The sequence below is a fragment of the Thiomonas islandica genome, from assembly GCF_055383445.1.
The window spans coordinates 2631450-2645173 of record NZ_AP042391.1; the positions used below are offsets into that span (position 1 = coordinate 2631450).

Sequence of the window (13724 nt, forward strand, 5' to 3'; positions counted from 1 at the left end):
AGTCAGCGCGACTTAACGCGCTTCGGAAAATTCGTGAATTTTCCTGATGCATCGGGCCGCCTATAGTGATCGTTTTCGGATAAACAGCTTTGCATATATTGCAAAAGTCAGATCTCCGAAGTTCACCCACTCAGGAGCCCAGCATGGATCAATCCGCACGTTACGCAGACCTCTCGCTCAAGGAGGAAGACCTGATCAAGGGCGGCAAGCACATTCTCGTCGCCTACAAAATGAAGCCCAAGGCCGGCCACGGCTATCTTGAGGCGGCCGCACACTTTGCTGCCGAATCGTCCACTGGCACCAATGTCGAGGTCTCGACCACCGACGACTTCACCAAGGGCGTCGACGCGCTGGTCTATTACATCGACGAGGCCACGGAGGACATGCGCATCGCCTACCCGCTGGAACTATTCGATCGCAACATCACCGACGGCCGGATGATGATCGTCTCCTTCCTGACCCTGGCCATTGGCAACAACCAGGGCATGGGCGACATCGCGCATGCCAAGATGATCGATTTCTGGGTGCCGCCGCGCGCCATCCAGCTGTTCGACGGCCCGAGCAAGGACATCTCCGACCTCTGGCGCATCCTGGGCCGCCCGATCAAGGATGGCGGCTACATCGCCGGCACCATCATCAAGCCCAAGCTTGGCCTGCGTCCCGAACCTTTTGCCGAGGCTGCCTATCAGTTCTGGCTCGGCGGCGACTTCATCAAGAACGACGAGCCGCAGGGCAACCAGGTGTTCGCTCCGCTGAAAAAGACCATCCCGCTGGTCGCCGACGCGATGAAACGGGCAATGGACGAAACCGGCCAGGCCAAGCTGTTCTCGGCCAACATCACCGCCGATGACCACTATGAAATGTGCGCCCGCGCCGACTTCATCCTGGAAACCTTCGGCCCCGACGCCGACAAAGTGGCCTTTTTGGTCGATGGCTTCGTCGGTGGCCCCGGCATGATCACCACTGCTCGCCGGCAATATCCCGGCCAATACCTGCACTATCACCGCGCCGGCCACGGCATGATCACCTCCCCGTCATCCAAGCGCGGCTACACCGCCTTCGTGCTGGCGAAGATTGCGCGGCTGCAGGGTGCCTCGGGCATCCATGTGGGCACCATGGGCTATGGCAAGATGGAGGGCGAAGGCGACGACCGCAACATCGCCTACATGATCGAACGCGACGAGTGCCAGGGCCCGGTGTACTACCAGAAGTGGTACGGCATGAAACCCACCACGCCGATCATCTCCGGCGGCATGAACGCGCTGCGCCTGCCCGGCTTTTTCGAAAACCTCGGTCACGGCAATGTGATCAACACCGCAGGTGGCGGCTCATATGGCCATATCGACAGCCCCGCCGCTGGTGCGATTTCGCTGCGCCAGGCGTACGAGTGCTGGAAATCCGGCGCCGATCCGATCGAGTTCGCCAAGAGCCACCGGGAGTTCGCCCGCGCGTTCGAGTCCTTTCCGCACGATGCCGACAAGCTCTACCCTGGCTGGCGCGAAAAGCTCGGGGTGCACAAGTAAGCCCGTCCCTGCGATGGAGGATGCCGGGCTGCGGGATGGGATGCACGGCGCACCTCCAGGCTATCCCCGCAGCACCGACGATGCTGGGCAGCGCCGCCGCCCGCTGCCCATCCAGCGGATGCGCAGCGGGCTAGGGCCTGTGTCACCGTCAGCCCAATCCCGCTCCGACCGGCCACCCCGCTCGCGTGGGGCTTTTGGGACAACACTGCCGTGATCGACGAAAAACAGTATCTGGTTCGTGCTGAACCGTTTTATCAGCCTCAGGGCCGCGAGGTCGCCCTGTATGAGGCGGCCTATCGCCGGCGTCTGCCGGTCATGATCAAGGGGCCGACCGGGTGCGGCAAGTCGCGCTTCATCGAATACATGGCATGGAAACTCGGCAAGCCGCTGATCACCGTGGCCTGTAACGAGGACATGACCGCCGCCGATCTGGTCGGCCGCTACCTGCTGGAGGCCAGCGGCACGCGCTGGGTCGACGGCCCGCTCACCACCGCAGCGCGCCTGGGCGCGATCTGCTATCTGGACGAGGTGGTCGAGGCACGGCAGGACACCACCGTGGTCATCCATCCGCTCACCGACCATCGCCGCATGCTGCCGCTGGACAAAAAGGGCGAGCTGGTGCCCGCGCATCCGGATTTTCAGCTGGTCATCTCTTACAACCCGGGCTACCAGACGCTGATGAAGGATCTCAAGCCCTCGACCAAGCAACGTTTTGCCGCGTTCGACTTCGACTATCCCGCTGCCGCACTCGAGACGCACATCCTGTCCCGGGAAACCGGGCTTGCGCACACCATGGCCGAGCGTCTGGTGTCCATCGGCGCAGTGGCGCGCCGGCTCAAGGGTCACGGCCTGGAAGAAGGCATTTCCACACGCTTGCTGGTCTACGCCGCGGCTTTGATCCAAGACGGGGTCGAGCCGCGTGATGCCTGCCAGATGGCGCTGGTGTCTCCGGTCACCGACGATGCCGACATCCGGGCCACGCTCGAACACGCCATTGCCGCGACCTTTGGCTGAAAAGTTGTGAAGATTTCGTCGCGAGCAGCCTGCTGTCCATGCGCACGGCGCGCAGGGTGCAGACAGATCAACCAGATCGGTTAGACCCGAGCACCGCGCTTTGCGGCCAGCGGGCCGCGCAGCAGCAAAATTCACAACGTCTGAGTCACCCCGTGCCCGAGAGCGCCAACACCCGCCAAACCCTGCTGCAGCGCGCTTGGCAGCGCCTGGACACCCGCTTTACCCAGGTCGAGGCGGTGTTCGACGAGCTGATGAACGGCGCGCTCGCGGTCCTGTCGCAGGATGCGTTCGATGCCTATCTGGACGCCGCGCGTCAAATCGGCAAGCTCGGCCGCGGCGCCGAGCCGATGCTGATCTTCCTGGAGACATGGCCCGAGGCCGCCAAGGCGCTCGACCGGCCGGATGCGGCGCTCACCGCGTTGATGGCCCAGGTGCAGCGCGTGCAGAAATCTCCCAACGGCCGCGCGATTGCCGCGCTGCTGCAAACCCTGCCTCCGGTGGCGCGGCATCTTCAGTCCACGCAGCAATTGCAGCGCTATCTCGACATGGTGCAGGACTTGATGGAGCGCACCACCGGTTCGATCCACGGCCATCACGCCACGTTTGCCAGCCCGGGGCTGCCGCACTTCCTTGCGCAGGCGCCCGCACTGCTCGAGCAGGTGTCGCTCGGCGGTCTGGCCAACTGGGTGGACTACGGCGTGCGCAACTACGCCGACCACCCAGAACGCCAGCAAGACTATTTCAACGTGCAGTCCACAGACAGCCGTGCGGTGCTGCAGCGCGAACGGCACGGCACGCTGCTGTCCAACGTGGAGCGCCGCCTCGACCTGTCCCTGCGCGGGCTGTGGCAGGACAGTGCACGGCTCATTGCCTACTCCACCGCATTCGACCAGTTGCGTCAGCGGGTGCCTTACGACGACCACCTGGGCATCCATCTGCCCGATGTGTACGACGATCTCAACGGCGTCAGCGGCCTGGACCGGTACCGGCTTGCCCTGGCGCACATTGCTGGCCACCGGCAGTGGAGCCGCCCGCTGATCGCCGACAACTGGAGCCCGCTGCAGCGTCTGGCGGTCGAGTGGCTCGAAGATTGCCGGATCGACACGCTGCTGATCCGCAGCTACCCCGGACTGCGTGCCCAGATTCTGGCACTGCATCCGGCGCCAGCCGAGGGAGGATGCAATCCGCAGATCACTTCCTGTCTGCGCCATCGCCTGGCGATGCTGTCGCGGGCTCTGCTCGACCCGGCGCACGGCTACAGCGACGGCGAACTGCTGGCCTGCGCCGCGCGTTTTCATGCGCTGATGGCGCAGGGCCCCGCCTCGACGCAGGACATGGCTGCACTGGCGCTGGAGCATGTCGCCCGCACCCGTCGCCCCAGCGACCAGTACGCCAAAGTGCATTTTGCCGATACCGTGGTCAGCTACCGCGACGACAATCGCCGCCTCTGGACTTTCATCGAGCCCGGCGACGAGGAGGAGGTGTTCGAGGACCGAGCACGCATGCCGGAAGAAGCGCAGAGCGACGCGCTGCCGCCGCGCCATTATCCCGAGTGGGACGATCGCAGTCAGAGCTGGCGACCGGACTGGGTGAGCGTGTACGACTTGCTGCATCCCAGCGGCGACCCCACCGACATCGACCGTCTGCTGCAGCGTCACGACGCACTGGCCAGACGACTCAAGCGCCTATTCGAACTGCTCAAGCCGCAGGACAGGGAGCGCATCCGCTACCAGGAGGACGGCAGCGAGCTCGACCTGGACGTGGCAATCCGCTCGCTCATCGACTTCAAGAGCGGCACCGCCCCCGATCCGCGCATCAACCAGCGCCACCGAACCTACCGGCGCGACATCGCGGTGCTGCTGCTGTTGGATCTGTCGGCCTCGCTCAACGACCCGGTGGTGGGCAGCACCCAGACCATCCTGGAGCTCAGCCGCGAGGCGGTGTCGCTGCTGGCCTGGGCCACGCAGACCCTGGGCGACCCACTGGCCATCGCCGGCTTCCATTCCAACACCCGGCACGAGGTGCGCTACCTGCACATCAAGGGCTTTGCCGAGCCGTGGGGCGCTCCGGTCAAGGCCCGGCTAGCCGGCATGCAGGCCGGTTGGTCAACCCGCATGGGCGCGGCGCTGCGGCATGCCGCGCACCACCTCGCCGCACGCCGGGCAGACAAGAAACTCCTGCTCGTCCTCACGGACGGCATGCCCTCGGATGTCGATGTCAAGGAGGACCGTCTGCTGGTCGCAGACGCGCGGCAGGCGGTCAAGGAACTCGAGCAGCAGGGGCTGTTCGCCTACTGCATCAGCCTTGATCCCCTGGCCGACGCGTATGTGGGCGACATCTTCGGTCGGCGCTACACGGTCATCGACCAGATCGCCCGGCTGCCGCAGCGACTGCCGCAAATGTTCATGGCGCTGACCCGCTGAGACGACCCTGCCGACCCTTGCGCCCCGCATCGGTCACCACCAGCGGATCGAGCCCGTCAAAGTGCGCCTGCAGCAAGGCGCGGCCGCGCGCCAGGACAAAGTCGTGGAAACCTTGCGCTGCAGGCGATAGCTGCCGGGTCGGAGTGCGCACCACGGACCACTGCCGCTGCAGCGGCAACCCCTCCACCTGCGGCGCACAGATCAGCCCGCGGCGCAATTCCAGACCGACGGTATGCAGGCTGATGAAGCCCACACCCAGACCGGCCATCACAGCCTGCTTGATGGCTTCGTTGCTGGGCAGTTCGAGCAACCTGGGCAGGTGGATGCGTTGCTGCTGCACATAGGTGTCGAACGCCGCGCGGGTCACAGAGCCGGGTTCGCGCACGATGAAGTCGAACTGCGACAGCGCTTGCCGTGGCACCGGCGCGAGCGCCCGCATTGGGTGATCCGATGCGGTGACAAACCCCAGGGGATAGTCGGCAAAGGCCTGTGCATGCGCAGCCAGCGGCTGCGGGACGCGCGAGACGATCGCCAGATCGAGTTCGCCGATCTGCAGCCTGTGCTGCAGTTGCGCGCTGCTGCCATCGACCAGATGCACCTTCCAGTGCGGGTGTTCCTGCTGGAAGCGCGCCAGCAGCGGCGGCACGATGTACTTGGTCGTGCGCACCATGCCGACCGAAAGTTGTCCTGCATCGAGATTGCGCAGCGCGCTGAACGCTCCCTTGGCCTCTTTCAGGGTCGAGAAAATCGTCTGCACATAGGCCAGAAAGAACTGCCCGGCCGCGGTCAGACTCAGCGCCTTGCCTTGCCCCCTGCGATCGAACAGCACAAACCCCACCTGCGACTCGAGTTCGCGAATCTGGATGGACACCGCCTGGGGCGTCAGATCGAGCTCGCGCGCGGCCTTGCCAAAATTGAGGTGCTGCGCGGCGACCAGAAAAGCCCGCAACTGCCGCAGGGTGACATTTTTCAACGAAACATCCGAGGAACGCGCGTGGATTTGCATGGCGGGCTCCAATGCCAAGTGCCTAGCGGACACCGGCTCATACCGCCCAACCGTTATACAGCGCCCGAACGCGCCACCACAAGCCCCGCCTGCAACACGCCCCACCGATCGCTTGCATCCTGTCAAACCCGTGCGCTGTGGCTGCAGTCAGACGTTGTGAATTTTTCTGCTGCGCGGCCCGCTGGCCGCAAAGCGCGGTGCTCGGGTCTGGCCGATCTGGTCGATCTGTCTGGACCCTGCGCGCCGTGCGCATGGACAGCAGGCCGCTCGCGACGAAATCTGACGACATCTTCACAACTTCTCAGACAATGCGTCGGAGGGAGGGCTGCGAAGATCGCAGCCAGCCCCTATTTGCCGGAGGTGGGTGCCGCTTGCGGTCTAGCAGCGGACTGTTCGCCGTGAGGCGCAATTTTGTAGTCCACCAGTTCGCGCAGGGTCTTGCCAGGTTTGAAGTGCGGAATGCGCTTTTCCGGAACCGCAACCTGTTCGCCAGAGCGGGGATTGCGCCCGATGCGCGCCGGACGATGACTGACACTGAATGAGCCGAAGCCGCGAATCTCCACGCGGTGCCCGTCGTCGAGCGCCTGCGCCAGCGCGTCCAAGATGGTCTTGACGGACAGCTCGGCGTCTCGGTGCGCCAGTTGCGGAAACTGTGCGGCCAGTAGTTCAACCAGATCGGAACGGGTCATGGGATGTCGCGTTGAAAACGGCGACCGGGGCGTTGAACCCGGGCCGTCGTCGAGCAGGAACATCATCCGGCGTGCGCCACTGTGTGCAGCGTACGCCGTTGCGGATCGGATCAGGAACTCTTGTCCATCTTGGCGCGCAGCAGGGCGCCCAGGTTGGTGGTTCCGGCATCGCGCAGGTCGCCGGCCAGGCGATCCATCGCCTCCTGCTGCTCGGCGGCATCCTTGGCCTTGACCGATAGCTGGATGTTGCGGGTCTTGCGATCGATGTTGATCACCACGGCAGAGACATGGTCGCCTTCCTTGAGCACGTTGCGCGCATCCTCGACGCGCTCGCGGGAAATCTCCGAGGCGCGCAGGTAGCCTTCGACACCGTTGCCCAGATCGATGGTCGCGCCCTTGGCATCGACCGACTTGACCGTGCCTTCGACGATCTTGCCCTTGTCGTTGAGAGCTGCAAACGACATGAACGGATCGTCGAGCAGCTGCTTGATGCCCAGCGAAATGCGCTCGCGCTCGATGTCGATCGCCAGCACCACGGCCTCGACTTCCTGGCCCTTCTTGTAGTTGCGCACTTCGGATTCACCGGTGTCGTTCCACGACAGGTCGGACAGATGGATCAGGCCATCGATGCCACCGGGCAGGCCGATGAACACGCCGAAGTCGGTGATCGACTTGACCGGACCGGAGACCTTGTCGCCACGCTTGTGGTTGGCGGCGAACTCCTCCCAGGGGTTGGGACGGCACTGCTTCATACCCAGGCTGATGCGGCGGCGGTCTTCGTCGATTTCCAGCACCTGCACCTCGACCTCGTCGCCGAGCTGAACCACCTTGCTCGGTGCGACATTCTTGTTGGTCCAGTCCATCTCAGACACGTGCACCAGACCCTCGATTCCCGGCTCGATCTCGACAAACGCCCCGTACTCGGCGATGTTGGTGACCTTGCCGAACAGCCGGGTGCCGGCCGGGTAGCGGCGCGACACACCCAGCCAAGGGTCGTCGCCCATTTGCTTAAGGCCCAGCGAGACACGCCCTTTTTCGGCGTCGAACTTGAGCACTTTGGCGGTAACTTCCTGCCCGGGAGTGACCACTTCGCTGGGGTGACGCACGCGGCGCCAGGCCAGATCGGTGATGTGCAGCAGACCGTCGATGCCGCCGAGATCGACGAAGGCACCGTAATCGGTGATGTTCTTGACCACGCCGGTGACGATGGCACCTTCCTGCAGGGTCTCGAGCAACTTGGCACGCTCCTCACCCTGGCTGGCCTCGACCACGGCACGGCGCGACAGTACCACGTTGTTGCGCTTGCGGTCGAGCTTGATGACCTTGAACTCCATGGTCTTGTTTTCGTACGGCGTGGTGTCCTTCACCGGGCGGGTGTCGAGCAGCGAGCCTGGCAGGAAGGCGCGGATGCCGTTGACCATCACGGTCAGCCCGCCCTTGACCTTGCCGGTGGTGGTGCCCTGGACGAATTCGCCGGTCTCCAGCGCCTTCTCCAGTGCCAGCCAGGAAGCCAGGCGCTTGGCCTTGTCGCGCGACAGCACGGTGTCGCCGCGACCGTTTTCCAGCGCTTCGACTGCAACAGAGACGAAGTCGCCGACATGCACGTCGGCTTCACCCTGGTCGTTGTAGAACTCTTCGATCGGGATGTAGGCGTCGGATTTCAGCCCGGCATTGACCACGACAAAGTTCTGGTCGACGGCGACGACTTCGGCGGTGATGACTTCACCGGCACGCAGATCGCGCGCCTGCAGGGATTCTTCAAACAGTGCGGCAAACGATTCGGAAGCGGCAGCACTTGGGGAGGCAGTGGACATGAGGTGGAAACTTTCAAACCACGAAGACCGTGGGGTTGGAGGTGAAAAAACTGAAGCCGCGCTCGCGGATTCAGGCGACTTGACGCCACAACTGCAAAACAGCCTCCACCGTTTGCGCAAGGCTTAAGTGGGTGCTGTCGAGCAGTTTGGCGTCTGCTGCGGGCTTCAGGGCAGCTACGGCGCGCTGCATATCGCGGGCGTCGCGCTGCTCCAAATCCGCCAAAATGTTTTCTAGTTTAGCATGAATCCCTTGAGAAATCAATTGCTTATGCCGCCGCTGGGCGCGACTTTGGACGCTGGCGGTGAGATAGATCTTGAGCTGGGCGTCCGGGAAGATCACGGTGCCCATGTCGCGCCCCTCGGCCACCAGCCCCGGCGCACGCCGCATCTGCCGCTGCAGACCGACCAGCGCCTGGCGCACCGCAGGCAGCATGGCGATCGTGGAGGCGGCCTGGCCGACTTCCTCGGCGCGCAGCGCGATCGCTGGGATACGACTACTGCCGTCCACCACGACGGTGTCGGGCGTGATGCGCACCGATAGCCCGCTGGCCAGTTGCGCCAGGGCCGACGCATCGTCTAAAGCCACGCCGCGGCGTAGCGCCAGCAGGGCGGTGAGCCGGTAGAGCAGGCCCGAGTCGAGCGTGGCGAAGCCCAGCCTGTCGGCAACCGCCGCAGCGATGCTGCCCTTGCCCGAGGCAGTGGGGCCGTCGATGGTGATCACCGGCACCGGCCGGGCGATGTGCGCGAAGTCGGTGAAATAGTCGGGATAGGTCTTGGCCACGCAGCCGGGGTCGAGGATTCGGATGTCGGCATTGCCGAAGCTGGCCAGCGAAAAGCACATCGCCATGCGGTGATCGTCGTAGGTGGCGATCGCCGCGCTGCGCCACTGCGCGGGCGGCAGGGGATGCACGCGCAGCCAGTCGGGACCGGAGTCGACCTGCGCGCCCAGCTTGGCCAGTTCGGTCGCCATCGCGTGGATGCGGTCGGTCTCTTTCACGCGCCAGCTGCCGATCGACGTCAGCGTAGTCGGTTCGGCGGCGAACAGCGCGGTCATCGCCAGAGTCATCGCAGCGTCGGGGATGGCGATGCAGTCGATCTCTCCTCCGCGCAGTGCGGTCTGGCCGGGCTGCAAGCCGAAGGTCTCGATGTAGTCCTCGCCCCAGCGCACCTGCGCGCCCAGACGCTCCAGCACCCGGGCAAATTCCACATCCCCCTGGATGCTTTCGCGCCCCACGCCTTCCACGCGCACCGGCGCCCCTTTGCCGTGCAACTGCCCCAGCACTCCGGCAGCGAGGAAATACGACGCTGACGAGGCATCTCCCTCGACCGCGATGCGCCCTGGGCTACGTAGACGGCTGCCCGCCGGGATGACAAAGCGCTGCCATCCCTGGCGCTGCACCTGCACGCCAAAGCGCTGCAGCAGATTGAGGGTGATGTCCACATACGGCTTGGAAATCAGCTCACCCTGCACCGCAATTGCGATGTCCTGCTGCGCGGCCTTGAGCGGCAGCGCCAGCAGCAGCGCGGTGAGGAACTGACTGGATACATCGCCGCGCACGGTCACGTCGCCACGCAGGGCAAACGCGCTGGCGCCGATGCGCAGCGGGGGATATCCCTCTTTTCCCGCATATCTGATCAGACAGCCGAACTGACGCAGCGCATCGACCAGGTCGCCGATCGGCCTCTCGTGCATGCGCGGCACACCGTGCAGGTGGTAGTCGCCGCCTAGCAGTGCCAGCGCCGCGGTCAGCGGGCGGATGGCGGTACCTGCGTTGCCAAGGAACAGGTCGGCCTGCGTGACGGTAAACCGTCCGCCGCCGCCCTGCACGGTCGCGGTGGTGCCATTGCGGGTCACCGGGATACCCAATGCCTGCAGCGCGGCGAGCATCACGCGGGTGTCGTCGGAATCAAGCAGTCCGGTGATCTCGGTCTGGCCCTCGGCGAGCGCAGCCAGCAACAGCACCCGGTTGGAAATGCTCTTGGAGCCGGGCAGTTGCACACACCCACCGGCGCCGATCAGCGGAGGAAGATCGCGGGCTTCAGGCATCATCATCGGCGGAACTGGGGGCCTCCCATCCCTGGCGAATCTGGCTGGCGCGGCGGATCAGGGCTTCGACCGCCGTCCAGTTGCCCTGGCGCATCTGGGCCTCGAAGCCAGCGAGCGCCTGCTTGTAGATCTGCAACTGACGCAGCACTTCGTCGCGGTTGGCGTCGAGAATGTCGCGCCACATGTGCGGGTCGCCGCCAGCAATGCGGCTGAAATCGCGGAACCCGGGCCCAGCGAGCTGCAAAAAGGCGCTACCCTGCGGCTGGCTGCTTAGGGCGTAGACATAACTGAACGCCAGCAGGTGCGGCAGATGACTGACCGCGGCAAATGCGGCATCATGTTCTTCGGGCGACATCACGGACACCACACCGCCGATCGCCTCCCAGGCCTGCGTGGCGATGTCCACCAGGCTGTCGGAATTGGCCGCAAGCGGGGTGATGACCACACGCCTGCCCTCGAACAGCCCGGCCTCGGCGTGCAGCACGCCGCTTTTTTCCTTGCCGGCAATCGGATGGCAGGGCACGAACTGGCTCTGGCGCGCACCGAGCTGTGACTGGACCGCGGCGACCACATTGCCCTTGGTGCTGCCCACGTCCATGAGCAGGGCGTGCGGCTCCAGGCCGTGGCGCAACTGCTTGAGCAAATCGGCGGTGGAGATCACCGGAACGGCCAACAGCACCAGATCGGCGCCGTGCACCGCACGCAGCGCGGAGTCGGCCACTTCATCGATGATGCCGCGCTCCAGCGCGGTGCGCGTGGTCGTGGGCGACTTGCTGTAGCCGACGATGCGTCGCGCCAGCCGGGCGCGCCGCGCCGCCAGAGCGAACGAGCCGCCAAGCAGGCCCACGCCAAGCACCGCTAGGCGCTCGAACTGCACCGGCGCGTCATCGCTGCCGGCTCCGGTGACGGTGTCCATCGCCTCAACCCGCGGCATAGTGTGCGCGCAGCGCCGCTATGCAGGCAGCGTTCTCGGCCTCTGTGCCGATGGAAATGCGCAGCCACTGCGGCAGGCCGTAGTTGTCCACCGGCCGGACGATGATCCCGCGCCGCAGCAGTGCCAGATTGACCCGCGCCCCCGCGCTGTCGTCTTCGCCCACCTTGACCAAAATGAAATTGCCCTGCGACGGGAGATAGCGCAGCCCCAGCGCATCGAACGCTGCGGCAAGCTGGGCGTGGCCGGCGCGGTTGACCGCATAGGCCTGCTCGATGAACGCCTGATCATCGAGCGCCGCCAGCGCGGCCGCTTGGGCGATCGAACTGGTGTTGAACGCCGAGCGCACGCGGTTGAGCAGATCGGTCAGCGGCGGCTGCGACACACCGTAACCGATGCGCAGACCTGCAAGGCCGAACGCCTTGGAAAAGGTGCGCGAGACGATGAGATTGGGAAACTCACGCACCCACTGCATGCTGTCGTAGCGCAAAGGCGTCTCGATGTATTCGCCGTAGGCCTCGTCGAGCACCACCGCGATGTGCGGGGGCACTTGCCGCAGGAAGCCCAGCAGCGCATCGGCCTGAAGGAAGGTACCGGTGGGATTGTTCGGATTGGCGACATAAATCAGCCGAGTCTGCGGCGTGATCGCCCCCAGCATGGCCGGCAGGTCATGGCCGAAGTCGCGATCGGGCACGATCTGGTGTGTCGCGCCCACACCCTGCACCGCCTGGGTATAGACGATGAAGCTGTAGCGGGAGTACAGCCCGGCGTCGTGATCGGTCAGCAGCGCGCGGGCCGCCATTTCCAGCAGGTCACTCGAGCCATGACCGAGGGTGATCCACTCGGCAGGCAGGCTGCAGCGCCGCGCCAGCGCCTGCTTGAGGGCATAGCCGTCATTGTCGGGGTAGCGGGTGCTGTCGGCCAGCGCCGCGACGATGGCCTCTCGCGCCCTGGGCGACATGCCCAGCGGGTTCTCGTTCGAGGCCAGCTTGACGATGCGTTCGGGCTGCAGCCCGAACTGGCGCGCGACCTCGGCGATCGGCTTGCCGCCGACATAGGGCGAGATCGATTGCACATAGTCGGTTCCCCAGCGGATGGAGCCGCTGCCTGGGCGTTGTACGGTGTCTGGTTTCAGGAAGGCGTTCATGAGGGGCAGGTCAGGTCGCAACGCGGGCTCAGCGGTCGCGCGGCGTCTTGTCGATGGGGTAGGAGCCCAGGCACTTGTACATTGCGCAGACCGACTGCAGCTCGCGCAGCGCAGCGGCCACCTGAGGATCGTCCTGGTGTCCTTCAAGGTCGATATAGAAAGCGTATTCCCATTCGCCCGATTTTGCCGGCCGTGACTCGAACCGGGTCATACTCACTCCGTGTTCGGCCAGCGGCTTGAGCAGGCGGTACACCGCACCGGCCCGGTTGGGCACAGACAGGATCAGGCTGGTACGATCAGCGCCGGTGGGCTCGGGTTGCGCTGCGCCGAGCACGACAAATCGGGTGGTGTTTTGCACCTCGTCCTGGATCGCGCGCGCCACGATGTGCAGACCATAGAGCGCGGCAGCAGATTCTGCGGCAATGCCGGCCACATGCGGATCCTCGGCAGCCAGCCGTGCGCCCTCGGCATTACTGGCCACCGCACGCTGCTCGACCCCGGGCAGATGCGTGCGCAGCCAGCCGGCGCACTGCGCCAGCGCCTGCGGGTGCGCAGCCACGGTGCGAATGCCTTGCAGATCGGGGATCTGCCGCATCAGGAAGTGCCGCACTGGCAGACTGACCTCGCCGCATAGGTGCACCGGGTGCGCCAGCAGCAGGTCCATGCTGCGGGCCACGGCGCCTTCGGTGCTGTTTTCCACCGGCACGATGGCGAATTCGCTTTCTCCGCTGAGATAGCTGCGGAACACGTCATCGATGCTGGCGCAGGCAAAGCCCTCGGCGCTGCTGCCGAAAAAGCGTCGCGCGGCCTGTTCGCTGAAAGTCCCGGCCGGGCCGAGGTAGGCCACACGCTGCGGCGCCTCGAGCGCGCGGCAGGCCGACATGATCTCGCGCCAGATGGCGCTGATGCCAGCGTTGCGCAGCGGCCCAGTGTTTTGCGCATGCAGCCTATCGATGACCTGACGCTCGCGTTCCGGGCGAAACACCGGCATGCTCAGCCGCTGCTTGATGTGCCCGATCTGCTGCGCGGCCTGGGCGCGCTGGTTGAGCAACGCCAAAATCTGTCGGTCCAGCGCGTCGATCTGGTCACGCCAGGGGCTCAGGTCTTCGGCAGAGGGCTCGTGCATCGCG

General features: G+C 65.1%; 10 protein-coding genes. 3 read left to right on the top strand and 7 right to left on the bottom strand.

The genetic code is table 11. From position 1 onward, the window contains the following. The first annotated feature begins 143 nt into the window (after positions 1-143). The 3 genes from ACZ47F_RS12740 to ACZ47F_RS12750 all read left to right on the top strand — a co-directional run bounded on the left by ACZ47F_RS12740 (position 144) and on the right by ACZ47F_RS12750 (position 4960). Positions 144-1523 carry a ribulose-bisphosphate carboxylase gene (locus ACZ47F_RS12740; RefSeq protein ID WP_464925059.1) on the top strand — a complete coding sequence of 460 codons (1380 nt, stop codon included), beginning with the start codon at positions 144-146 and terminating at the stop codon, positions 1521-1523. A gap of 210 nt (positions 1524-1733) precedes the next feature. Then, positions 1734-2537: an AAA family ATPase gene (locus ACZ47F_RS12745; RefSeq protein WP_464925060.1), complete on the top strand. Its 804-nt coding sequence runs from the start codon at positions 1734-1736 to the stop codon at positions 2535-2537. A gap of 152 nt (positions 2538-2689) precedes the next feature. After that, positions 2690-4960: a nitric oxide reductase activation protein NorD gene (locus ACZ47F_RS12750; protein ID WP_464925061.1), complete on the top strand. Its 2271-nt coding sequence runs from the start codon at positions 2690-2692 to the stop codon at positions 4958-4960. On the opposite strand, the gene ACZ47F_RS12755 is transcribed toward ACZ47F_RS12750, so the two are convergent. From ACZ47F_RS12755 to pheA, 7 genes are all read right to left on the bottom strand, one after another. After that, entirely contained in the window at positions 4941-5933 is a 993-nt protein-coding gene (locus tag ACZ47F_RS12755; RefSeq protein ID WP_464925062.1) for a LysR substrate-binding domain-containing protein, read from the bottom strand. The genes ACZ47F_RS12750 and ACZ47F_RS12755 overlap by 20 nt on opposite strands. A gap of 380 nt (positions 5934-6313) precedes the next feature. Continuing rightward, positions 6314-6655: an integration host factor subunit beta gene (locus tag ACZ47F_RS12760; protein WP_464925063.1), complete on the bottom strand. Its 342-nt coding sequence runs from the start codon at positions 6653-6655 to the stop codon at positions 6314-6316. A 110-nt stretch (positions 6656-6765) separates the two neighbouring features. After that, on the bottom strand, positions 6766-8469 hold the full coding sequence (gene rpsA, locus ACZ47F_RS12765; protein WP_464925064.1) for a 30S ribosomal protein S1: 1704 nt from the start codon (positions 8467-8469) through the stop codon (positions 6766-6768). Between the two features lie 70 nt (positions 8470-8539). Beyond that, entirely contained in the window at positions 8540-10522 is a 1983-nt protein-coding gene (locus ACZ47F_RS12770; RefSeq protein ID WP_464925065.1) for a bifunctional 3-phosphoshikimate 1-carboxyvinyltransferase/cytidylate kinase, read from the bottom strand. Continuing rightward, positions 10509-11432, bottom strand: a complete 924-nt coding sequence (locus ACZ47F_RS12775) for a prephenate dehydrogenase (protein WP_464925066.1) — start codon at positions 11430-11432, stop codon at positions 10509-10511. The genes ACZ47F_RS12770 and ACZ47F_RS12775 overlap by 14 nt, the downstream gene beginning before the upstream one ends. 4 nt (positions 11433-11436) lie before the next feature. Then, the gene (hisC, locus tag ACZ47F_RS12780) at positions 11437-12594 is read right to left on the bottom strand and encodes a histidinol-phosphate transaminase (RefSeq protein WP_464925067.1); all 1158 of its coding nucleotides are present in this window, start codon (positions 12592-12594) and stop codon (positions 11437-11439) included. A 28-nt stretch (positions 12595-12622) separates the two neighbouring features. After that, positions 12623-13720, bottom strand: a complete 1098-nt coding sequence (gene pheA / locus ACZ47F_RS12785) for a prephenate dehydratase (RefSeq protein ID WP_464925068.1) — start codon at positions 13718-13720, stop codon at positions 12623-12625. Positions 13721-13724: the final 4 nt, after the last annotated feature.